Origin of the sequence: Alteribacter keqinensis, from assembly GCF_003710255.1 — a bacterium.
GTDB lineage: Bacteria > Bacillota > Bacilli > Bacillales > Salisediminibacteriaceae > Alteribacter > Alteribacter keqinensis.
In genome coordinates this window covers 1,246,817-1,269,981 of the sequence record NZ_RHIB01000001.1, presented here as the reverse complement: position 1 = coordinate 1,269,981, position 23,165 = coordinate 1,246,817, and the positions used below count along the sequence as shown (strand labels likewise).

The 23,165-nt window shown below is 44.7% G+C and carries 20 protein-coding genes; 19 read left to right on the top strand and 1 reads right to left on the bottom strand.

The features are described from left to right. The first annotated feature begins 43 nt into the window (after nt 1-43). From EBO34_RS06215 to EBO34_RS06145, 15 genes are all read left to right on the top strand, one after another. A complete protein-coding gene (locus EBO34_RS06215) occupies nt 44-292 on the top strand; it encodes a DUF3243 domain-containing protein (RefSeq protein WP_122897045.1) in 249 nt (82 codons plus the stop codon). Between the two features lie 208 nt (nt 293-500). Then, the gene (locus EBO34_RS06210; protein WP_122897044.1) at nt 501-1,274 is read left to right on the top strand and encodes a DUF3388 domain-containing protein; all 774 of its coding nucleotides are present in this window, start codon (nt 501-503) and stop codon (nt 1,272-1,274) included. Between the two features lie 17 nt (nt 1,275-1,291). Further along, the gene (locus EBO34_RS06205; protein ID WP_122897043.1) at nt 1,292-2,179 is read left to right on the top strand and encodes a helix-turn-helix domain-containing protein; all 888 of its coding nucleotides are present in this window, start codon (nt 1,292-1,294) and stop codon (nt 2,177-2,179) included. Between the two features lie 144 nt (nt 2,180-2,323). Continuing rightward, nucleotides 2,324-2,902, top strand: coding sequence for a CDP-diacylglycerol--glycerol-3-phosphate 3-phosphatidyltransferase (pgsA, locus tag EBO34_RS06200; RefSeq protein WP_122897042.1), 579 nt, complete (start codon nt 2,324-2,326; stop codon nt 2,900-2,902). An 18-nt stretch (nt 2,903-2,920) separates the two neighbouring features. After that, entirely contained in the window at nt 2,921-4,147 is a 1,227-nt protein-coding gene (locus EBO34_RS06195) for a competence/damage-inducible protein A (RefSeq protein WP_122897041.1), read from the top strand. Continuing rightward, a complete protein-coding gene (locus EBO34_RS06190) occupies nt 4,147-5,754 on the top strand; it encodes a DEAD/DEAH box helicase (RefSeq protein ID WP_249414022.1) in 1,608 nt (535 codons plus the stop codon). Before EBO34_RS06195 ends, EBO34_RS06190 begins: the two co-directional genes overlap by 1 nt. 411 nt (nt 5,755-6,165) lie before the next feature. Continuing rightward, entirely contained in the window at nt 6,166-6,498 is a 333-nt protein-coding gene (locus tag EBO34_RS06185; protein ID WP_122897040.1) for a hypothetical protein, read from the top strand. Nucleotides 6,499-6,756: 258 nt separating this feature from the next. Beyond that, nucleotides 6,757-7,815, top strand: coding sequence for a recombinase RecA (recA, locus tag EBO34_RS06180; protein WP_122897039.1), 1,059 nt, complete (start codon nt 6,757-6,759; stop codon nt 7,813-7,815). A 556-nt stretch (nt 7,816-8,371) separates the two neighbouring features. Further along, nucleotides 8,372-9,940 (top strand): ribonuclease Y, encoded by a 1,569-nt coding sequence (gene rny, locus EBO34_RS06175; RefSeq protein WP_122897038.1) that lies wholly within the window; start codon nt 8,372-8,374, stop codon nt 9,938-9,940. A 101-nt stretch (nt 9,941-10,041) separates the two neighbouring features. Beyond that, the gene (locus EBO34_RS06170) at nt 10,042-10,836 is read left to right on the top strand and encodes a TIGR00282 family metallophosphoesterase (protein ID WP_122897037.1); all 795 of its coding nucleotides are present in this window, start codon (nt 10,042-10,044) and stop codon (nt 10,834-10,836) included. Between the two features lie 221 nt (nt 10,837-11,057). Next, nucleotides 11,058-11,318, top strand: a complete 261-nt coding sequence (locus EBO34_RS06165; RefSeq protein ID WP_122897036.1) for a stage V sporulation protein S — start codon at nt 11,058-11,060, stop codon at nt 11,316-11,318. A 381-nt stretch (nt 11,319-11,699) separates the two neighbouring features. Next, on the top strand, nt 11,700-13,442 hold the full coding sequence (locus EBO34_RS06160; RefSeq protein WP_122897035.1) for a 2-oxoacid:acceptor oxidoreductase subunit alpha: 1,743 nt from the start codon (nt 11,700-11,702) through the stop codon (nt 13,440-13,442). A 1-nt stretch (nt 13,443) separates the two neighbouring features. Continuing rightward, nucleotides 13,444-14,310, top strand: a complete 867-nt coding sequence (locus EBO34_RS06155; RefSeq protein WP_122897034.1) for a 2-oxoacid:ferredoxin oxidoreductase subunit beta — start codon at nt 13,444-13,446, stop codon at nt 14,308-14,310. Between the two features lie 224 nt (nt 14,311-14,534). Beyond that, nucleotides 14,535-15,575 carry an L-threonine 3-dehydrogenase gene (gene tdh / locus EBO34_RS06150; protein ID WP_122897033.1) on the top strand — a complete coding sequence of 347 codons (1,041 nt, stop codon included), beginning with the start codon at nt 14,535-14,537 and terminating at the stop codon, nt 15,573-15,575. A gap of 48 nt (nt 15,576-15,623) precedes the next feature. Then, entirely contained in the window at nt 15,624-16,799 is a 1,176-nt protein-coding gene (locus EBO34_RS06145) for a glycine C-acetyltransferase (protein WP_122897032.1), read from the top strand. 126 nt (nt 16,800-16,925) lie between these two features. Here the strand turns inward: EBO34_RS06145 and EBO34_RS06140 are convergent, their stop codons facing one another. Further along, on the bottom strand, nt 16,926-18,239 hold the full coding sequence (locus tag EBO34_RS06140) for a C40 family peptidase (protein ID WP_122897031.1): 1,314 nt from the start codon (nt 18,237-18,239) through the stop codon (nt 16,926-16,928). 554 nt (nt 18,240-18,793) lie between these two features. Between EBO34_RS06140 and miaB the strand changes: the two genes are divergently transcribed. The 4 genes from miaB (at nt 18,794) to EBO34_RS06120 (ending at nt 23,128) form a co-directional block, all read left to right on the top strand. Then, complete coding sequence (gene miaB / locus EBO34_RS06135; protein ID WP_122897030.1) at nt 18,794-20,338, top strand: tRNA (N6-isopentenyl adenosine(37)-C2)-methylthiotransferase MiaB; 1,545 nt, start codon at nt 18,794-18,796, stop codon at nt 20,336-20,338. 1 nt (nt 20,339) lies between these two features. Further along, nucleotides 20,340-20,756, top strand: coding sequence for a YlbF/YmcA family competence regulator (locus EBO34_RS06130; protein WP_122897029.1), 417 nt, complete (start codon nt 20,340-20,342; stop codon nt 20,754-20,756). A gap of 676 nt (nt 20,757-21,432) precedes the next feature. Continuing rightward, nucleotides 21,433-22,005 (top strand): outer spore coat protein CotE, encoded by a 573-nt coding sequence (locus tag EBO34_RS06125; RefSeq protein ID WP_122897028.1) that lies wholly within the window; start codon nt 21,433-21,435, stop codon nt 22,003-22,005. 67 nt (nt 22,006-22,072) lie between these two features. Continuing rightward, nucleotides 22,073-23,128 (top strand): putative amidoligase domain-containing protein, encoded by a 1,056-nt coding sequence (locus EBO34_RS06120; protein WP_122897027.1) that lies wholly within the window; start codon nt 22,073-22,075, stop codon nt 23,126-23,128. Nucleotides 23,129-23,165 lie beyond the last annotated feature (37 nt).

Below are 23,165 nucleotides of genomic sequence, written 5' to 3'. Positions count from 1 at the left end.
CTAAGAAAAACTATAGGAGAAATAAATAAAGGGAGGGTACACCATGAGTGTCTTAGACAACTGGGATCAATGGAAACACTTTTTAGGTGATCGTTTGGAGCAGGGTAAACACGAAGGGATGAACAATCAGGTCGTTTCTGAAGTGGCTTATCAAGTCGGAGAGTACCTGGCTGAACAAGTCGAGCCTAAAAACGAGCAGGAAGCTGTTCTTGCAGATATGTGGCGCGTTGCCTCTGAAGAAGAGCAGCATGCGATTGCCAACATGATGGTAAAACTTGTACAGGAAAAATAATCGTACAAATGGTGTCGCCTCCAGGCGGCACTTTTGTCGTTTTACCTGTTTTTTTAAAATCTTTCTGTAAAAGGGGTACTCTGTGAAAAAAATGTAGGTCTAAAGGTGAAACTTTCCAATGTACCTCTTTTAAAGATGAAAAAAATACTTTATGATAATAGAATGAAAGCTCAGATTTTTGAGGAGCGCAGATGAGAGGAGCACATGCATGGAAAAAAAAGAGTGGTACCTCGAATATCAAATACATGAAAACCGCCCCGGTCTGTTAGGGGAGATTGCTTCTCTTCTCGGGATGCTCCGTATCAATATTGTGACGATTAACGGCGTTGAGCACAGAAGACGGGGCATGCTGATCCGCAGTGAAAGTGACGAAGCCATCCAGCGGCTGAAATTCATTCTTGAAACAATGGATATTATTACCCTCAGAAAGATCCGTGAACCTAAACTCAGAGACCGCCTGGCCGTGCGCCACGGCCGGTATATTGAACGTGATGAAGATGAAAAGAAAACGTTTCGCTTCGTCCGGGATGAGCTTGGTGTCCTTGTGGATTTTATGGCGGAATTGTTTAAAAAAGACGGACACCGGCTGGTCGGTATCAGAGGGATGCCGCGAGTGGGAAAAACCGAGTCGGTGGTTGCTGCGAGTGTTTGTGCCAGCAAACGATGGTCCTTTCTTTCATCCACCCTTTTAAGGCAGACCATCCGTAGCCAGTTGGCTGACGATGAGTTTTCTGAAAATCATATCTATATTATTGACGGTATTGTCTCCACCATGAGGGCCTCTGAAAAGCACCGTATGCTTGTTTCTGAAATTATGCGGCTGCCTGCCACAAAAGTAGTTGAACACCCGGATATCTTTGTCAGGGAAACAGAGTATTCACTCGAGGATTTTGATTATATTATTGAACTAAGAAGCGATGAATCTGAAGAAATTACATATGACGCTGTAGATTCCGGTTTTTCATCCTTTGATATCAGTTAGTATGGAAGGTGTTAGCATTGTCAGAATTAGGATTACGTCTTAAATCAGCCCGGGAAGAGCGCGGGCTTTCTCTTGAAGAAATGCAAGTTAGAACCAAAATTCAAAAACGCTATCTGATTGCCATTGAAGAAGGAGCATTTGACCGCCTGCCGGGGGAATTTTATGCAAGAGCCTTCGTGAAAAGCTACGCAGAATCAGTAGGGCTTGATCCGGAGCTTCTTTTTGACGAACACAAAGATGAACTGCCCCGGTCCAGAAAAGAACCAACCGAGCTGCCGCCCCGGGTGAGCCGGAAAAAAAGCACAGAAACAAAACCGGCACCGGTGAAAAAAAATTCAAGATTTTCATCGCTTATTTCGACCCTGGTCGTGGCATTTATTATCATCGTTTTTATTGTCGTACTCTGGCTTTTTAACCTGGACTTTGAAGATTCAGGTGCTGTTCCGCGGGACAGTGAGACACCTGGAGATTTTGATGAAAGCGGAGCTCCTGTTGATGAGGAGGATGAGCCGGAAACCGGTGTGGAATCTCAGGAAGATGGAACTGAAGAAGACGAAGAGGAAGCCGAGTCTGAGCCGGATCCTCAGGAAGAGGAGCTTGAGATCACTGAAGGAAGCATTAATGGTAATCAGTCTGAATTATTTGTGTCCGGTTCAGGGGAATATGAGGTACTTCTGGAATTCACGGCAAACAGCTGGACTGTTGTACAAATAGACGGAGAAGAAGTGGATCAGAGTACCTACAGCAGCGGTGATGACCTTTCTTATGAACTGAGCGCCGGACAGGAACTCTTCATTTATACAGGTAATGCCTACGGTATTGATCTCACGATTAATGATGAACCGGTAGAGTTTCCCCAGGAACGTGATGTACAGCGCCTGACAATCTCATTCGAGGATGAATAAAACAATTTTGCTGCTCCTTTGTGAGCAGCGTTTTGTTTTTCCGAAGTATTATTCGCATTCCTTGGTTTAGTTTGGTAAAATTGAAAAAGATTCTAGAGGTGGAAACCAGGAAGTGGATTGCCAGTTTTACAAAGGAGGCTCAACATGAACGTACCAAATCAAATAACAATCTCCAGAATTTTTCTGATTCCTTTATTTATGATCTTCCTGCTCATTCCCTTTGACTGGGGTGTATGGTATATCCTCGGAGCAGAAATTCCAGTAAGTCACTTTGTGGCCGCCCTCATCTTTATCATCGCAGCATCAACAGACTGGCTGGATGGCTACTATGCACGGAAATTTAACCTTGTAACCAATATGGGGAAATTTTTAGATCCATTGGCAGACAAGCTGTTAATCACTGCAGCATTTGTTTCACTTGTTGAATTGGGGATGTTTCCTGCTTGGGCAGCGATCCTGATTTTAAGCCGTGAATTTGCTGTTACAGGTCTCAGACTCGTTGCAGCAGCGGACGGGGATGTTATTGCTGCAAGTAACTGGGGAAAGTGGAAGACAGTGAGCCAGATCGTCGCTGCATCAGCAATTATGCTACATAATATGATTTTTGAAGCGCTCAACATCCCATTTGATACAATTATGATCTATATTGCCGTCATTTTAACCGTCTTTTCCGGTTGGGATTATTTTGTAAAAAACAAACATGTGTTATCAAAATCCACATAATAAAGCAGGAGGAACTGAATGAATGCAGAAGTGATTGCTGTTGGTTCAGAACTATTGCTCGGTCAAATTACCAATTCAAACGCCCGTTTTCTGTCTGAAAAAATGACAGGCCTTGGCATCAACGTGTATTACCATACCACTGTAGGCGATAACCGGGAACGTCTTACTGAAGCGATCCGGGTCGCCAGCGGGCGGGCGGATCTGGTAATCATGACAGGAGGTCTCGGCCCGACGAAAGACGACCTGACCAAAGAAACTTTAGCAGAGTACCTTGATAAAGAGCTCGTTATACATGGACAGACTTTAGATGTGATTACCCGTTTTTTTGAAAAGCGCAGGCAGCCTATGACAGCGAACAATAAAAAACAGGCTCAGGTGATCAAAGGATCCCATGTCTTTAAAAATAATCACGGACTTGCCTGTGGCATGGTGACCGATACAACTCCTTCATTTCTCCTTCTTCCGGGCCCGCCAAAAGAAATGTATCCGATGGTGGAAGAAGAAGTGATTCCCTATTTAGCAGGAAAGGGAGGCTCCGGGGTTGAGATTACCTCGAGGGTATTACGGTTCTTCGGTATCGGCGAGTCTGCACTTGCGGATATGTTTGACGATCTTATCGAGAATCAGGAAAATCCTACCATTGCCCCCCTTGCTTCAGGCGGGGAAGTGACCCTGAGGCTGACGGCTAAAGGAGCCAGTCTGTCAAATAAAAAAGCTCTTGATGAACTGGAATCAACGATCCTTTCTTCTGTGAACGACTTTTTTTACGGTTATGGAAACGATCCCCTTTCAAAGGTAGCTGCAGAGAAGCTTAAATCAAGCAACATGACCATTGCATCTGCCGAAAGTCTGACCGGGGGATTGTTTGGTGAATGGATGACAGAGCATTCCGGGGCTTCTTCCTTTTATAATGGCGGCGTAATTTGTTATGATGCTAAAGTGAAACAAAACGTCCTCAATGTAAAAGAGGAGACTGTCCGTAACTATGGTACTGTGAGTGCTGAATGTGCAGAAGAGCTTGCTGTAAATGTAAAAGCAGTTCTCGGTTCAGACATCGGGATCAGTTTCACAGGTGTAGCCGGCCCCTATTCCCTGGAAAACAAGGAACCGGGAATCGTGTTTTTAGGTATCTCTACTCCGTCAGGCACGAAAAGTTATCCTCTGAACCTTGCGGGGAGCCGTGCCCAGATCCGTGAACGGGCAGCCATGTACGGATGTTTTTACTTACTTAGAGAATTGAACTAATGAAAGAGTTAAAGGTGGATGAGAAGTATATGAAATTCGAAGATTTTCAAATATCTGAGCCGATTAGAAAAGCGATTAAAGATATGGGCTTTGAAGCTCCGTCCCCGATACAGGAAAAAGTCATTCCTGTTATCCTTGATGGCAACGATGTCATAGGTCAGGCTCAGACGGGAACGGGTAAAACTGCGGCTTTCGGTATTCCATTAATTGAAAAAGTTACACCTGCGAATCACGTACAGGCTATTATTCTCACGCCTACAAGAGAGCTTGCCATTCAGGTTGCAGGAGAACTGCAGAAGCTTTCAAAACATAAACAGGTCAGGACTCTTCCAATTTACGGAGGGCAGTCAATCGGACACCAGATTAAAGCTCTTAAACGAGGCGTTCATGTCGTTGTCGGAACCCCGGGACGGGTTCTTGACCACCTCAACCGTAAAACGCTGAAGCTCTCCGACATTCATACATTTATTCTGGATGAAGCAGATGAAATGCTTGACATGGGCTTTATTGAAGACATTGAAAAAGTGCTTAAAATGGTAAACAGAGACCGGCAGATGATGCTTTTCTCTGCTACGATGCCACCTCCGATCCGTAAGCTTTCAAACAAGTATATGAACCAGCCAAAGCAGGTGACGATCAGCAAGGGGGAAGTGACGGCTCCTTCCATTTCACAGGTTTACTATAAGGTTCTTGAAAAAAACAAGCTCGAATCTCTCTGCCGTGTTATCGACAGTGAACACATCGAACTCGGGATTATCTTCTGCCGCACCAAAAAAGGTGTAGCCGAGCTCACTGAGGCTCTCCAGGCGAGAGGGTATATGGCAGACGGCCTTCACGGTGATCTGACACAGTCCCAGCGAGACGGGGTTATGCGTAAATTCAGAGACTCAAACATTGAGTTTCTTGTGGCAACAGACGTTGCAGCGCGGGGTCTTGATGTTGAAAACGTCTCACATGTTATTAACTATGATATCCCGCAGGATCCTGAAAGCTATGTTCACCGTATCGGACGTACCGGTCGTGCCGGCAGGGAAGGACTTGCTTTAACTCTCGTAACACCGAGAGAGATGAAGCACCTTCGTTCAATCGAACTGGAGATTAAAATGACGATTCCATCCCAGAACCTTCCTTCAATTGAAGAAGTAGTGGAAAAACAGCAGGAATCTTGGAAGAAACAGATTATTGATCTGATGGAACAGCATGATGAAACGGATCTTTACGAATCAATCGTAACCGACCTTCTTCAGGAATATCCTGCTGAAAAAGTTGTCACCTCCCTGTTAAAACTCGCTTTTTACGGCCATGATAACCTGTCCGATGAAACCTATAACTTCGGTGATACAGGTGCACAAAAAGGAATGACGCGTTTCTTTATAAATGTAGGGCGCAACGTTGATCTTACTCCGAAGAAGCTTGTTGAAGAAGTAGCTGACCTGGCAGGAATTCCCGGACGTACAATCGGGAAGATCGATATTTTTGAAAACTTCACGTTCATTGAAGTTCCTGAAGAAGCGGCCCCGTTTGTATATGAAGCAATTAAGTATTCCCGTCTGAACGGAGCACGAGTAAATCTAGAACCAGCCAAACCGCGTCCAAAACGACGCTGATGACATGAGAAGCTGTTCCAAAACCCTTTGGAACAGCTTCCTGTTTTTTTGTTACGGAGCGACCCCGCAGGGTGCAAATGCTGCTTTATGAATAAACAGCAGGCTGAGTATACTTCTGAACCGCCCGCGGAAAGTGAAATGAGTGCAAATCAACACCTAAATTTAAAGAAGCCTGTTAGCAAAAAAGGGACTTTTATCAGTGGCCTCCTCACGGGCGAGGAGGTTTGCCGGCACCACCGAGGAAAGCATAGGGCACGCAGGCTTTATCTGCTAGTACCGGGTTAATAAGAAAATATCAACAACACAAACTTGTTTAGTTACTTTTCTGATAAAAATAGTCGGAAATAGTTCCAAATCGATTCCGTCTCCCTTATACTGATTACAAGAACATTTCGTAAAGGGGAGTCGGGTATGAAGATCTGGATTATAACAGGCACCTCCCTCATGATTATTTTCGCATCTGCATCTGTATACTGGCATCTTACTGGTGCTCCTTGGACCCATTCCGCAGCCAAAAACCATGCGTCCTCTTTTATAGCAACTGAATACAGTCTTGAGGAAGACAGTCTCACACCGGTATCTTCTTTATATTCAAGGAGCCAGGGTCGATATGCGGTAAAATTAAAAGATCAAAATGACAATGTGTATGAAGCAGCAGTGAGAATGGAGAGTCCGACAAAAGCCGGGCTGACATTTGATGTAACGGGACAGTATGACTCCTTTGGAACGGCCTACTGTCACTAAATGAAAAATGCCGGAATTATTCTGTTCCCCGTTATCCGGGCTTCTTTTGAAGTCAGAGGGTAATGGGGAAAATTATACAAGAGCAGCTTGTGCGCGAACAGCGAGGGTAACCGCATGTTTTATATATAAATCTCCTGATCTAAAAAAATGCGAACGAATGTTTGCAAAAAGCTTGGCAAATATCTCAAAAGAAGTTAAAATAGGATTATGAACTGAAACGGCTCGACAGATTGTAGAGAGCCAAAAGGAGAGGTTAGAATGTCAGACCGCAAACAAGCGTTGGATATGGCGCTGCGCCAGATTGAAAAACAGTTTGGTAAAGGCTCGATCATGAAATTAGGGGAACAGGCAGAACAGCGGGTTTCCACTGTATCCAGTGGTACACTTGCATTAGATATAGCTCTTGGGGTAGGCGGCTACCCGAAAGGAAGAGTAGTAGAAATTTACGGACCGGAATCATCAGGTAAAACAACGGTTGCTCTTCATGCGATTGCAGAGATTCAGCGTCAGGGAGGACAGGCTGCCTTTATTGATGCGGAGCATGCACTCGATCCGATTTACGCTCAAAATCTTGGCGTTAATATCGATGAGCTTCTTCTTTCACAACCGGATACAGGTGAGCAGGCTCTTGAAATCGCTGAGGCACTTGTCCGGAGCGGCGCGGTTGATATGATCGTTGTCGACTCAGTTGCGGCACTTGTTCCGAAAGCAGAGATTGAAGGTGAGATGGGAGACAGCCACGTTGGTCTTCAGGCACGTCTTATGTCCCAGGCTCTCCGAAAGCTTTCCGGAGCGGTTAACAAATCCAAAACCATCGCCGTGTTTATTAACCAGATCCGTGAAAAAGTCGGTGTTATGTTCGGTAACCCTGAAACGACGCCAGGCGGACGTGCCCTGAAATTTTACTCGTCCGTAAGACTGGAAGTCCGTCGTGCAGAGGCGTTAAAGCAAGGGAACGACATGGTCGGGAATAAAACGAAAATCAAGATTGTTAAGAATAAAGTAGCGCCTCCGTTCAGAACTGCGGAAGTAGACATTATGTACGGCGAAGGAATTTCCAGGGAAGGTTCGATTCTTGACATCGGGTCTGATCTTGACATCGTTCAAAAGAGTGGTGCCTGGTATTCCTATAACGAGGACCGACTGGGCCAGGGACGTGAAAATGCAAAACAGTTCCTGAAGGAAAACTCTGATATTACGGAAAACATTGAAAACCGTATCCGCGAATATCATGGTTTACTTGAACCTCAGGAAGTACCACCCGGGGAAGCTGATTTCGAAGGAGAAAAAGAAGATCTTCCGCTCGATTTGAAGTAATTTCAATGAACCGGTACTGCCGGATTTCTTAAAGAGGCTGACTGAGAAGGGAAAAACACCTTCTTCAGACAGCCTTTTTACATACCCGGCTTTACATTCCCGCTATGTTAAAGGTCAATGGAAATTTATTAAATGGAGAGAATCCGCCACGACCCTGTGGGGACAGCGTGTTCCCGAAAGACTCAGAGACTGTCCGCTGAAAGTATGCTAACCAGAACCAAAGTCAAAGTTTAGCTGAGTCAGAAATTTAAACGATCGTTTAAATTTTACGAGGGGAAAGTTAACATATTTTCCATCAAAAGCCAGGTATCTATGGGAAAGGAGCGGATATTTTCAACAGCCTTCGGTGAATAAATTCTTTGATAACCAATCCTACCAATGCTTGACAATGGCCGTTTTGGAACATACAATTAAAAAGAATACTGCCTTACCACATACTCAATTTGTTAAGTATTACCTGTGCTGGATGTGCGCTAATACCGAACCATTAAAAATGACACGTATCAACATCAAAAAACGAAACACAACAAGAATAGCATGAGGAGGTGAATCAGTCATGATTGACAACATTTTTGTTCTCATCCTCATTTTGCTAGTCACTGCAGCAATTAGTGTCGTCATCGGATACTTCGTACGTAAATCCATTGCAGAAGCCAAGATTTCCAGTGCGGAACAACTGGCAAAACAGACCATCGAAGAAGCAAAGCGAGAAGCGGAATCAAGCAAAAAAGAAGCGATTCTTGAAGCGAAAGATGAAGCTCATAAACTCCGTATCGAATCCGAGCGTGAAGCACGGGAACGCCGAAATGATATTTCGAAGACGGAAAACCGCTTAGTACAAAAAGAAGAAGTATTAGACCGTAAAAGTGAAACCTTGGACAAAAAAGAAGATTCTTTGGAAAAACGCGAAGAAGAGCTGGTCAGACGCCAGCAGAATATCGACGAGATGAATAGCAAAGTTGAGGAGTTGCTTCAAAAGCAACAGGATGAACTCGCAAGGATTTCAGGCTTCACAAAAGATGAAGCCAGAGATATTATCATGAAGTCCGTTGAAGATGAATTAAGCCATGAAAAAGCGATTATGATCAAAGAGGCAGTCACCAATGCCAAAAATGAAGCTGATAAAAAAGCAAAAGAAATTCTTTCGGTGGCGATTCAGCGTTGTGCAGCAGACCATGTAGCAGAAACAACTGTAAGTGTGGTTTCCCTGCCAAACGATGAAATGAAAGGGCGAATTATCGGCCGTGAAGGACGGAACATCCGTGCTCTCGAAACACTGACCGGTATTGACCTGATCATTGATGATACACCGGAAGCCGTTATTTTGTCAGGCTTTGATCCAATCCGTCGGGAAATCGCAAAAACGACTCTTGAAAAACTCGTTCAGGACGGACGTATTCACCCTGCCCGTATTGAGGAAATGGTGGAGAAATCCCGCCGCGAAGTAGATGAGCTGATTCGGGAGTACGGTGAACAAACCACCTTTGAAGTTGGTATCCACGGACTCCATCCGGACCTCATTAAAATCCTTGGACGTCTTAAATTCCGTACAAGTTACGGACAGAACGTTCTCAAGCATTCAATGGAGGTTTCCTACCTTACAGGCTTAATGGCCAGTGAGCTTGGAGAAGACGTGACACTGGCGAAACGGGCTGGATTGTTGCACGATATAGGAAAAGCGATTGACCATGAAGTTGAGGGAAGCCACGTTGAAATCGGGGTGGAACTCGGCACGAAATACAAAGAACATCCAGTTGTCATTAACAGTATTGCATCGCATCACGGAGATACGGAACCGACGTCTGTTATTGCTTCCCTTGTGGCGGCAGCTGATGCTTTATCAGCAGCCAGACCAGGAGCAAGACGCGAGACGCTTGAGACGTATATTAAACGCCTTGAAAAACTTGAAGAGATCTCCGAATCCTTTGAGGGTGTTGAAAAAACCTTTGCCATACAGGCAGGACGGGAAGTTCGTATCATGGTCAGACCTGATTCCATCAACGATGATGAATCTTACAGGCTGGCCAGAGAAATTACTAAAAAAATCGAAGACGAGCTCGATTATCCCGGCCACATTAAGGTGACCGTAATTCGTGAGACGAGGGCAGTTGAGTATGCAAAATAAAGTGGCTTTTGCCACTTTATTTTTATTATACGGACATTTTGACGCCAAGACAGGCTATGATAGTAAAAAACGCAACAAGAATACAAAGGAGTTTTCGTGTTATGAAAGTATTGTTTATTGGAGACGTCGTCGGATCACCGGGAAGACATATGCTGAAGGAATATTTGAAAAAACTTAAGACAAAGTACCGTCCGGATGTCACGGTAGTCAATGGGGAAAATGCAGCAGCAGGAAAAGGGATTACTGAAAAGGTCTACCATGAAATCAAGGAAGCAGGAGCGGATATCGTCACGCTTGGAAACCATACATGGGATAAAAAAGAGATCTTTGACTTCATTGAAGATAAAGATGATATGATCAGACCTGCCAATTTCCCAAGAAGCAATCCCGGACGGGGGATTACATATAAAAAAGTGGGAGGGAACACCCTCGCTGTGATCAGCCTCCAGGGACGGACGTTTATGCCTCCTATTGACTGTCCCTTTGAACGGGCAGATGAACTTGTAGAAGAAGCCGCAGCAAACACACGGTTTATATTTGTTGATTTTCACGCTGAAGCCACAAGCGAAAAGCAGGCAATGGGCTGGTATCTGGATGGCAGGGCGTCTGTTGTAGTAGGTACGCACACTCATGTACAGACGGCAGATAACAGGGTGCTTCCTGAAGGTACAGGGTTTATTACTGACGCAGGGATGACAGGACCTTATGACGGGATCCTTGGAGTTGAGAAAGAAGCTGTCCTTCATAAGTTCACAACAAACCTTCCAACGAGGTTTGAAGTTACGAAAGGGCGGGAACAGTTAAACGGAGTGTTCGTATCGCTAAATAAACAGACCGGTCATGCCGAATCCATCAAGCGGATCATGATTAACGAAGATCAGCCGTTTTTCGACTAAACTTCCTATGTACCGTCAATTCTTTCCGGAGGAATATATTTATAGGTTTTGAATATATACCAAATGAGGTAAATGAATGGGTATAGTGAAAAGTCTCCTGTAAACCGAATAACGAACATCATGATCACAGAGACAGAAGAATTTAGTTTTAAAATGGCAATATGTTCGTTATTTTCACTACTATCAATCAGTCCTATAAATCATCCTAAGGAGGTCCTAAAGTGGAAGTATTAAAAGTTTCAGCAAAATCCAACCCTAACTCTGTAGCCGGCGCTCTGGCAGGCGTGATCCGGGAACGGGGATCAGCCGAAATCCAGGCCATCGGAGCAGGTGCATTAAATCAATCGGTTAAAGCCATAGCCATTGCAAGAGGTTTCGTTGCTCCAAGTGGAATTGATCTAATCTGTATACCAGCCTTTACCGATATCCTGATTGACGGGGACGAACGGACAGCAATTAAGTTAATTATTGAACCTCGCTAAGAGTACAACTGCCTGACAGATGATGTCAGGCAGTTTTTTTATTTCCTGACAATCCTTCAATGTTCGACTGGAAGCCGTAAAAACCGACACTATTACCGATCACGGCATGATGTGCAGAACGATTTATACATTGGAAGGACGAGAGATTTTTATTTAAGAGAAATAAAAATGTGATACAATATAAGAAGTTTATGAAAGTATCCACTATTTTACAGGGATAAGTCTGTAACTCTACATATGTGGATTAAACGATACTGACTGGAACTGACCGAAGACAGAAGACAGAAGACAGAAGACAACATGTGCGGCATAAAAAACTCAAAAACAAGGCTGCACGATGGCTTAATAAAAGACGGACCGTTTGTAAAGGGGTGCAGGAAGATGATGAAACAATTATCTTGGAAAGTAGGCGGACAGCAGGGGGAAGGGATCGAGAGTACCGGAGAGATTTTCTCAATGGCTTTAAACCGCCTTGGTTATTATCTGTATGGCTACCGTCACTTTTCATCACGCATTAAAGGCGGCCACACGAATAATAAAATCCGTGTGAGCACGACACCAATGAACGCAATCAGTGATGATCTGAATATACTTGTGGCATTCGATCAGGAGACGATCGACTTGAACCATCATGAGCTGGTTGATGGCGGTGTAATTATTGCTGACAGTAAATTTAACCCTGTGAAACCAGATGGGGCAAAAGCAAGCCTTTTTTCTATTCCATTTACAGAGATCGCCAACGAACTTGGTACTTCTCTTATGAAAAACATGGTGGCTGTGGGAGCTTCAAGTGCGCTTCTTGGAGTTAAGCCGGAAGACTTCTCAAGTGTAGTGAAACAAATTTTCTCCAGAAAAGGAGAAGCCGTAGTTGAAAAAAACATGCAGGCCATTAAGAAAGGCATGGATTATTTTAATAAAGAAGCAAAAGACGAGGCCCTGGATTTCCGTCTGGAACCGGTAGAAATGAAAGGACGTATGTTCATGATCGGCAACGATGCCATCGCTCTCGGAGCTCTGGCCGGAGGTGCCCGTTTTATGCCTGCATACCCGATTACTCCTGCGTCTGAAATCATGGAATACCTGATTAAAAAGCTGCCTGAGTATGGGGGTACCGTTATACAGACTGAAGATGAAATTGCCGCATGTACGATGGCGATCGGAGCCAACTACGCAGGGGTCCGATCCCTGACCGCCTCTGCAGGTCCGGGGTTGTCGCTTATGATGGAATCGATCGGCCTGTCCGGAATTACTGAAACTCCTCTTGTAATAGTAGATACCCAGCGGGGAGGACCAAGTACGGGGCTGCCCACGAAACAGGAACAATCCGATATTATGGCAATGATTTATGGGACTCATGGCGAGATTCCGAAAATCGTCATGGCACCTTCGACAGTAGAAGAAGCATTCTACGACACAATCGAAGCATTCAATCTGGCAGAAGAATACCAGTGCCCGGTTATTCTTGTGTCTGATCTGGCCCTCTCACTTGGGAAGCAGACCGTTGAACCTCTGGACTACGATAAAATCGAAATCCGCAGAGGGAAGTTTGATCCGTCGGAAGAGCTTCCGGAACTTGAGAAGAATGTTTACTACAAACGCTATGAAGAAGCGGAAGACGGCATTTCAAAACGTGTTATTCCGGGAATGAAAAACGCCATCCACCACGTGACAGGTGTAGAACATAACGAGCAGGGCAAACCTTCTGAAAGTCCTGATAACCGTAAAATCCAGATGGATAAAAGGCTCAGAAAGCTCACCAATTTGGCTGAAAACTTTAAGACACCTGTATATAAAGATGAAAGACACGAAGAGGCAGATCTCCTTATTGTCGGGTTTAACTCAACCCGGGGAACCATTCAGGAAGTCATGCCCCGCCTGGAAAATGACGGATTAAAAGTGAATCATGCCCATGTCCGTCTTCTTCATCCTTTTCCGAAAGAACAAGTCAAAGAGATGATTGACCGGGCAAAGCAGGTTGTTGTGATCGAAAATAACGCAACAGGCCAGCTCGCCCAGCTCATCAAAATGGAAGTGGGCTCGGATAAACTTAAAACCCTGAATAAGTATGACGGCAATCCGTTCCTGCCGCAGGAAGTCTATCAATCATGCAAGGAGTTGTTATAGGATGGCAACATTTAAAGATTTCAGAAACAACGTTAAGCCAAACTGGTGTCCCGGATGCGGTGACTTTTCCGTTCAGGCAGCCATTCAGCGAGCGGCAGCAAGCGCAGGTCTGACACCTGAAAACCTGGCTGTTGTAAGTGGCATCGGCTGTTCCGGACGTATCAGCGGATACATTAACTCCTATGGCTTTCACGGTATTCACGGACGTTCTCTCCCGATCGCACAAGGTGTAAAAATGGCGAACCGTGAATTAACGGTCATTGCATCCGGTGGGGATGGCGACGGTTTTGCCATAGGTATGGGTCATACGATTCATGCAATCAGGAGAAATATCGATGTTACCTACATCGTAATGGATAACCAGATTTACGGTCTTACAAAAGGTCAGACATCCCCGCGAAGTGACATGGGATTCAAAACGAAAAGTACACCGGGCGGTTCAATTGAGTCGGCATTGAATGTGATGGAAATGGCGTTATCTGCCGGCGGAACCTTCGTTGCGCAGAGCTTCTCCACGGATTTAAAGGAGCTCACCTCCATTATCGAACAAGGGATCGCACATAAAGGCTTTTCGTTAATTAATGTATTCAGCCCGTGTGTGACATTCAATAAAGTGAATACTTACGACTGGTTTAAAGAAAACATTACGAAGCTTTCAACAATTGAGGGGTACGACCCGTCCGACCGCGGGATGGCAATGAATACACTCATGAAACATAACGGCCTGGTGACGGGACTGATCTATCAGAATAAAGAGAAGCCTTCCTATGAACAGCTGGTGGATGGCTTTAAGGATGAAGCACTTGCAAGTCAGCCTTTGGAGCTTAAAAAAGATAAATTCGACCAGCTTGTCAATGAATTTATGTAGACACAAAACAAGACGCCTGTTTGTTTAAAGGCGTCTTTCTTTTGTCTGAAAAGCCGGATAAAAGGGTACTATTTTACAAAATCTAGTATGTATCAAAAATAATTTCAAAGAAATTTTTCAGCGCGTTCAAGTGTCCATGTCTGGCGGACAGTTCTGTTTACGCGTTCAGACGGGCCGTGATAAAATGAACGTGATATAAAGTGAATAAGAGGGGTGTAGATGTTATGGAAGGAACAATGAAAGCAATTGTAAAACCGGAAAGAGCCCCTGGGGCGAAACTTGATACGGTTCCGATCCCGACAATAAATGATAGTGAAGTACTGATACAAGTAAAGGCAACGTCCATATGCGGTACAGATGTTCATATATATGCATGGGATGAATGGTCACAGAGCCGGGTAAATCCACCTTACGTCTTCGGTCATGAGTTTGCCGGCGTCGTTGTTGAAAAAGGCAGCAATGTAACAAATGTAGAAGTTGGAGACCACGTAAGTGCTGAAACCCACATTGTTTGTGGTGAATGCAAACAGTGTCTTACGGGTCAGGCGCATATCTGTGCAAACACCCAGATTATCGGAGTTGACAGAGATGGCTGTTTTGCAGAATATGTAGCACTTCCTGCTGTGAATCTGTGGAAAAACGATCCTGAGCTTCCTTTTGATGTTGCCAGTGTACAGGAGCCCTTCGGAAACGGTGTACATACTGTTTTAGCAGGAGATGTTGCCGGGAAAACCGTTGCTGTCATTGGCTGCGGACCGATTGGTATTATGGCGGTAGGTGTGGCAAAGGCATGTGGTGCCTCCCAGGTTATTGCCTTTGATTTAAACGAATACCGGCTCGATCTTGCCACAAAAATGGGGGCCACAGCCGTTGTAAACTCCATGAATGAAGATCCACTGGAGGTTGTAAACCGGCTCACCGGCGGAGAAGGTGTCGACGTTGTCTGTGAAATGAGCGGACATCCTATCGCCATGAATCAGGGATTTAAAATGGTTACCAACGGCGGGCGCGTTTCGATTCTCAGCCTTCCGGTACGCCCTGTAGAAATTGATGTAACAAATGATATTGTCTTCAAGGGTATTACAGTTCAGGGGATTACAGGACGAAAAATGTATGAAACGTGGCAGCAGGTTTCCGGTCTGTTAAGCTCCGGTCAGGTAGATGTAAAACCGATGATTACGCACCATTTCCCTCTCGAAGAATTCGAAAAAGGATTTAACCTTATGATTGAAGGAAAATGCGGAAAAGTCGTACTTCACCCTTAGAACACGGTAATAATGAAGGAATCTGATACACTAAATGGAGGGGTTTTTGTGAAGGGATTTGAATATTTACAAGAAGAGCTCGATTCAATGAAAGCAGAGGGTATTTTCCGCTCCCTGGTGCCGCTTGAGTCCGATCAGGGGGCAAAAGTGGTGATTAATGGGAAAGAAGTCATTCAGCTTTCTTCCAACAACTATCTTGGTCTTACCACACACCCGAAAATGAAGCAGGCAGCGATTGAAGCCGTTGAGAAATACGGAGCAGGGACCGGTTCTGTCCGAACAATCGCAGGAACTTTCTCACTTCACGAGGAATTTGAGAAAAAGCTTGCAGAATTTAAGCACACTGAAGCGACACTCGTACTGCAATCAGGCTTTACAGCAAATCAGGCGATTTTAAGCTCCATTCTTACAAAAGAGGATGTTGTTATTTCCGATGAGCTGAACCACGCTTCGATTATTGACGGCATTCGTCTGACGAAAGCTGCCCGTAAGATTTACAAACACGTAGACCTTAAAAGTCTCGAGGAAGCGTTGAAAGAGAGCGGCGACTACCGTAAGCGCCTTGTTGTTACTGACGGTGTTTTCAGTATGGACGGGAACATTGCTCCTCTACCGGAAATTGTTGAGCTTTGTGAAAAATACGACGCTCTTGTTATGGTTGATGATGCCCACGCAAGTGGTGTTCTGGGCCGGAACGGACGGGGCACAGTGGACCATTTTGACCTGAACGGCCGCGTTCACATCCAGGTAGGTACGTTAAGTAAAGCGATTGGCGTCCTTGGAGGATATGTGGCAAGTACCCAGTCTGTCCGAGACTACCTCATTCACAAAGGGCGTCCGTTTTTATTCAGCACATCCCATCCTCCAGCGGTAACTGCGGCATGCTCAGCGGCAATTGATGTCCTGCTTGAAGAGCCGGAGCTGATTGACCGTCTGTGGGAAAACACGAAGTTCTTTAAAAAAGGTCTTCAGAATCTTGGCTTTGATACAGGAAGAAGTGATACTCCTGTTACACCAGTTGTTGTCGGCGATGAAGCAAAAGCTCACCAGCTGTCAGACAAGCTCCTTGAATACGGCGTATTTGCACAGGGAATTGCATTCCCGACCGTTGCAAAAGGCCAGGCACGCGTTCGTACAATCGTAACTGCGGAGCACACCAAGGAAGTATTACAGGAAGCTCTCGATGCATTTGAAAAAGCAGGGAAAGAATTAAATATCATCTAATATTAAAACCCGGACATAGGCGAGCTTCCCTTGTCCGGGTTTATTTGTGTCTCGTTTTTAATCAACCATAATAATATTATGTAACCAACGCAGGATCAGAAGAGTGAAATCTCCCAAGCCATCAGGTTAATCGTATCGTCTTGCTCCGAGATAATTTTCCGAGAAGAATTCATCGTATTCAAGGTGACGCGTTGTCACCCCTGAAGACGCGCTCACAAACATGGCAAGGTCATGGCCTGTATAAAGAGCAGCCAGGTAACTGTTTGTTCCTTCAAAAAACAGAACATCCCCGATTTCAAGGTCATCCCTCTCCACGGGGGAACCGCTGTTCCACTGATCTTCAGCCCTCTGCGGCAGTGTTATTCCAAGGCTTTTCCTGTATACATGCCGGACAAAACCCGGTGTCGTAAAGTCTTCACTGAACAGGTGGGAAGCTGCTTCTTGCACGACGGGGTGCTCATGATTGAGACTCATATCATCGTAGCGTCTGATACCGGTAAATGCATCGTCCCAGTATTCATTCAGGTATGAAACCTGTGTCATTCCTTCAGTCCGGCTCGCATGAATCATAAAATTCCCTCCTGCATAGATGCCTGTATGGTTAACGTCCCAATCACTGCGCGGGTCGTCTTCATCCCCATCAGCACCCGCAAAGAACAGAACATCCCCAGGTTTAAGGTCTTTTTTGTCAATTTCTTCACCAAGCTCGTATTGGTCTTTCGTCACTCTTGGCAAGTAAATGTCTGAGCTTTCCCTGAAAACATCCTGTATGAAAAAAGAGCAGTCAAAACCATTCAGCGTATTCCCTCCAAAAACATAGGGCGTATCCAGGTACTGGACAGCTTCTCTCACAGCTGGATGGGAGTGTTCTGTATACGTACCTGGATGCAGGCCCTGCATTTCTTCTTTTGTAAGCCGTTTTCCCCCAATAAAATGCCTGCTCCAAAAGGTGTCTCTTGCAAGAGACACCTTTTCTACGCCGTTGGTGCTGGAAACGGTAAGAAACTCTCCGTTCCCCGTGTATATCCCGCTCATAACCGTTTCTGCTTCAAAAAACACGAGATCACCGGGATACAGGTCTTCTTTCTTTATTTCCTCTCCCAGGTCATGCTGGTGAGCGGCGATCCGGGGCATGCGTATTCCTGTTGATTCCTGGTACACATACTGGACAAATCCAGAAGAATTAAATCCTTCATCCGGATCGCGCCCCCCTGATAGAAAGGGGGTTCCAAGAAGGCTTTCGCCCGCTGCAAGAATGTTTTCAACATCGGGATCAAGTTCCCCGTAATCCCTTATCAAATCCCCGCTTCCGCCTGAAGCAGGCTCTGAAACATTATCATCAAACATCATCTGCCAGGGACGGAACAAAAGAACAATAAAGACAAAGATGCCTGTCCAGAAAAGAAGCATCCACTTGTTACGTTTCAACCACCGAGACAAATAAATTCCCCCTTTACCGGTTTAATTGCTTTTTCTAAATGTGAAGTGAAAAAGCTTTATTACGCATTACTTTTAAATGTTTATAAAGGATGTATATATTAACCTCGGTTGATGATTTCCGCTCATAGCGTTCTCTTATTAGAGCGATTCAGGAGCATCCTTAGCATACATGCTTCTTCAAAACAAAACTTTAAGAATCTTATTTATTTACTGGATCCTTTTAAATGAAAGGAGAATGCTGTTTCCACGCGCGGGAGCTGGAGCCGGGGGGGGGAAGCTCCGAAATGCGAAAACATGAGGAGGCTCACCGGCCACCGTGGAAATTGAGTGCATATAGACAGCATCGATATCTCCCCTTATTATCAATGTAAAACTAATGAGCTCTTTAACTTGTCATTATTCTGTAAACTCCCTGCAGTGTAACAGTAATACCATATTTATGCAAAACAAGCGGATTACAGCGCGGAGTTACCAAAGAGTATTGTGAAACACCTGAAAACCCTTTATACTTATAGGTTGGAAGACTATTGCAGTATAAAGGGGTCGAGGGATCAATGAACGAAGAACAGCGAAAAAAACAAACCGTCAATGAAAAGGAGACTTATGCCGCGGACAAAAAATCCGGCCAGGAAAAGGATTTCTCTCAGTACTTTCAGACAACCTATGTCCCGCCAAACCTTAAGCAGGCTAAAAAGCGGGGAAAAGAAAACGTAGAAATTCATTACGATTTTGAAGTTCCTGAATCCATGCGTGAAACCGGCAAAGGCAAGAAGTTTCTCATCCGTACATACGGGTGTCAGATGAACGAACACGATTCCGAGAACATGGCCGGTATTTTACTTGATATGGGCTTTGAATCAACAGCCAGCACAGACGATGCTGATGTTATTCTTCTGAATACATGTGCGATCCGGGAAAATGCCGAGAACAAAGTGTTCGGCGAAATCGGTCACTTAAAAACGATGAAGCGTGAACGTCCTGAGCTCATCATCGGTGTGTGCGGATGTATGTCCCAGGAAGAAAGCGTCGTAAACAAAATCATGCAAAAGCACCAGCAGGTGGACCTTATCTTTGGTACCCACAATATCCACCGCCTTCCGCACCTCATGCGTGATGCCATTCTTTCCAAAGAGATGGTCATTGAAGTATGGTCTAAAGAAGGGGACATTATTGAAAGCATGCCCCGTGCACGGAAAGGCCAGATTCAGGGCTGGGTTAACATTATGTACGGCTGTGATAAATTCTGTACGTACTGTATTGTGCCTTATACAAGAGGAAAAGAGAGAAGCCGCCGTCCTGAAGACATAATCGAAGAGGTACGTCACCTTGCCCGTAACGGATACAAAGAAATTACCCTCCTTGGACAAAATGTAAATGCCTACGGCAAAGATCTCGCTGATATGAACTATGGTCTTGGAGATCTGATGGATGAAATCCGTAAGATTGACATTCCGAGGGTACGATTTACAACGAGTCACCCACGGGACTTTGATGATCATCTGATCGAAGTATTGGCAAAAGGCGGTAACCTGGTTGAACACATTCACTTACCGGTTCAAAGCGGAAACAACGAAGTTCTTAAACTCATGGCGCGTAAATATACCCGTGAAAGCTATATCGAGCTCGCCGGTAGAATTAAAAAAGCAATGCCCCATGCTTCGTTTACAACCGATATCATTGTCGGTTTCCCAAACGAAACGGAAGAGCAGTTCGAAGATACACTTTCTCTTGTAAAAGAGATGGAGTACGACAGCTGCTTTACGTACATTTACTCTCCGCGTGACGGCACACCTGCGGCTAAAATGGAGGATAATGTTCCCCATGAAGTCAAGCGGGACCGCCTTCGCAGGCTCAATGAAATGGTAAACGACCTTTCAGCAAAGAAAAACAAAGCTGTTGAAGGGAAGATCATGGAAGTTCTCGTTGAAGGAGAAAGTAAAAAAGATCCGGAAGTCCTTGCGGGACGTACACGAACGAACCGCCTTGTTAACTTTAAAGCTCCTAAATCTTGCATCGGGGAGCTTATCCACGTTAAAATAACAGAAGCGAAAACCTGGTCTCTTAATGGTCAGGTAGTCGAAACAGCAGAGGTGAAATAGGATGGCACATACAAAAAAAGAAGTTATTGAAAAAGCGAAAGAACTTGCGAAAGTGATGGCAGAAACAGAAGAAGTTGATTTCTTCAAACGTGCTGAACTTCAAATCAATGAAAATCTCCGTGTTCAGGAAATTATCGGACAGATTAAAAAGCTCCAGAAAGAAGCCGTAAACCTGCAGCACTACAATAAAACTGAGGGACTAAAAGAAGTTGAAGCAAAAATTGACGCCCTTCAGGATGAACTTGACGAAATTCCGATTGTAAAAGAATTCAAGCAGTCCCAGACAGAAGTAAACGGTCTTTTACAGCTTGTTTCTACTACGATCTCAAACAGCGTTACAGATGAAATTATTAAATCCACCGGTGGAGACGTATTGCAGGGAACTACAACAAAAAACCCGTTTAACTCCGGATGCTGATCATAAAAACCGCCTGAAAAGGCTGTCGAGAAAGTTTCTTTTCGACAGCCTTTTCTTTTTGTGATGGCTCTGTTAAAGTCAGGTGTTGATTTACGCTCATTGCAGCGGTGGCACCGGTGAGCCTGCAGGTGGCTTATGCCTGCTTCTTCCTCTACCAGTAACTCTACGCAGATACCGGCGTCGAAACAACTCGCAGCTTATCATTGTAGTAACCGCTCGTCGCCCGCTTCTGAATACTTTTATTTGGCTCTCATCAATGGTGAGGGCAATCTTTTTAACTGGGTTTTATTCCAGCCTGACCGCATGATAAGGCGTTTTTTCATTCCATAACAGAAAAGCCCAGCTGGACTGCCTACCACAAAAAAACAGAGACACCATTCCCGGTTTGATATATTTCACATACCGTACTCAATCATATATATGAAACACATAATTTCTCTTCTTCGAAATAAAACAAAATGCATGAACAAGCAAAACACCTCATATACATAATTGAACTTACTGTAAAGGTGGAGCGCAGTAGCAAAAAGCATCTGTTCACATAGGCTGAAGTAACGCAGTACAAAACTTTTTATCACACTGGTCAAATGTCCCGCATAGGATGCATATGAAACTGTCATGATTCCTAGGTTTTTGGATTGCCGAGAGTCAATTATTTGTTTGAGGAGGGAACGGCATGTCACTAAGCGACAAAGAGCTTAATTACAGAGAGATTATTACTAAGGCTGTGTGCGGAAAAGGAAGGAAGTTTTCTCAAGCAAGTCACAATATCAGTCCTACGCATAAGCCGACCAGCATTTTAGGGTGCTGGATCATCAACCACAAGTATGATGCAGAGAAAAAGGGAGACGCTATCGAAGTGAACGGGAAGTACGACATTAACATCTGGTATTCGTATGACAACAATACGAAAACAAATGTGGCTACTGAAACAGTTGCCTACACAGATGTAGTACCTCTGGCTTTACAGGATAAGAACGTCCTCTCTGAAGAGATGGAAGTGCTTGCCCGGGCGATACAGCAGCCGAATACATTGGAGGCCACAATTGCAGGCAATGCTACCGATGTAAACGTTCAGGTTGAAAGAGAATTCATGGTAGAGGTCATCGGGGAAACAAAAGTGTGTGTTTACTGCAATCCTGATTTTTCCGGCGACAGCTGGGATGAAAAAATCTGGGATTACGATGTAGAAGACGAGGCATTTGAAGATCTGGATCCTAACTTCCTGATGGGAGACCTAGAAGAATAAGAGTTTAGGGAAGAAGAAACCTCTTCTTCCTTATTTCTTTTTATCTGATTATCAGGGAGGGGTGCCATTGAACCGTCTTGAAGCATTTCAACTGGACGCCGGAGAGGAAAACCGGCGTTTTTTTCGTATGGAAGTAAGAAGTTTTGAATATGAGCCCGAGTCCGTTTCGATTACTTACCCGTATCAGGAACGGCAGACAATATCCGTTCATCAACTGAAAAATTATTATATGGGACAGGAAATGATCGATACCGCATTTCGGGCAGCCTACGCACAAAAGCTGCCCGGGTTTTATTGTAAACTTCAGCGGGAAGGAAAAAAGATTATCATAACTGACCTGAAAGAGAATACGACAACAATGTATAAAAGGAAGAAAGTAAAGGAACCGGTCACGTTCGGGGCTGACGTTGAATATATGATTCTTTGCAAAAAGACCGGAATGTTTCAAAGTCTGATGATCAACCGTGATAAAGCAGAAGAGCATACAGACGGCGCTCTTATCCGAAAAGGACATACTTTTTATAAGCCTGTATTTGAACTCCATCCGGCACCAGGATTCAGCAGCAGGGAGCTGCATGAAAACCTCCTTACACTTTTTTCCCGGCAGGAAAAGAGGGTAGGGAACAGTTCCTATGAAACGATATCCACCTCCAATCCGAGGGACAGGTTTTTTCTCGGGGGGCATCTTCACTTTGGAAACCTCTGTCCATCCTTTAAAAAAACGAGCCAGCTGGATACACTTGTAGCACTGCCAATGTCACTGGTGGACGGGGCTGGGGGAAAGGAAAGAAGAAATTCTCGTTACGGAGGACTCGGAAATGTGAGGTCCAATTCATTTAACGGATTTGAGTACCGGACTCTTTCTTCATGGTACGGCCGGATTCCGGGAAGTCTGACGCTGTTTACCTGGGTGGAGTGGGTGGTTAAGAATGAGCTTCTTCCTTATTTTGATATTCCGGATGCAGTTGTCCGTTCCTATCACAGCGGGGACTTAAATACAGCAGAGGGATTTGTGCAGAATGTATTTCAATCTCTTATCAAAAAGTTCCCTAAACCGGGGGACAAAAAAAAGATAGAAGACTTTTATTCCTGGGTGGCAAAGGCGCGTATTCCTCTCTCATGAACAGTCGTGCGTATGTTATAATAAACCGACGAATGAT

Bases quoted from the DNA above. Each gene is read 5' to 3' on its own strand.
- EBO34_RS06215 (WP_122897045.1), top strand. From the start codon at position 44: ATGAGTGTCTTAGACAACTGGGATCAATGGAAACACTTTTTAGGTGAT.
- EBO34_RS06210 (WP_122897044.1), top strand. From the start codon at position 501: ATGGAAAAAAAAGAGTGGTACCTCGAATATCAAATACATGAAAACCGC.
- pgsA (WP_122897042.1), top strand. From the start codon at position 2,324: ATGAACGTACCAAATCAAATAACAATCTCCAGAATTTTTCTGATTCCT.
- EBO34_RS06195 (WP_122897041.1), top strand. From the start codon at position 2,921: ATGAATGCAGAAGTGATTGCTGTTGGTTCAGAACTATTGCTCGGTCAA.
- EBO34_RS06190 (WP_249414022.1), top strand. From the start codon at position 4,147: ATGAAAGAGTTAAAGGTGGATGAGAAGTATATGAAATTCGAAGATTTT.
- EBO34_RS06185 (WP_122897040.1), top strand. From the start codon at position 6,166: ATGAAGATCTGGATTATAACAGGCACCTCCCTCATGATTATTTTCGCA.
- recA (WP_122897039.1), top strand. From the start codon at position 6,757: ATGTCAGACCGCAAACAAGCGTTGGATATGGCGCTGCGCCAGATTGAA.
- rny (WP_122897038.1), top strand. From the start codon at position 8,372: ATGATTGACAACATTTTTGTTCTCATCCTCATTTTGCTAGTCACTGCA.
- EBO34_RS06170 (WP_122897037.1), top strand. From the start codon at position 10,042: ATGAAAGTATTGTTTATTGGAGACGTCGTCGGATCACCGGGAAGACAT.
- EBO34_RS06160 (WP_122897035.1), top strand. From the start codon at position 11,700: ATGATGAAACAATTATCTTGGAAAGTAGGCGGACAGCAGGGGGAAGGG.
- EBO34_RS06155 (WP_122897034.1), top strand. From the start codon at position 13,444: ATGGCAACATTTAAAGATTTCAGAAACAACGTTAAGCCAAACTGGTGT.
- tdh (WP_122897033.1), top strand. From the start codon at position 14,535: ATGGAAGGAACAATGAAAGCAATTGTAAAACCGGAAAGAGCCCCTGGG.
- miaB (WP_122897030.1), top strand. From the start codon at position 18,794: ATGAACGAAGAACAGCGAAAAAAACAAACCGTCAATGAAAAGGAGACT.
- EBO34_RS06130 (WP_122897029.1), top strand. From the start codon at position 20,340: ATGGCACATACAAAAAAAGAAGTTATTGAAAAAGCGAAAGAACTTGCG.
- EBO34_RS06125 (WP_122897028.1), top strand. From the start codon at position 21,433: ATGTCACTAAGCGACAAAGAGCTTAATTACAGAGAGATTATTACTAAG.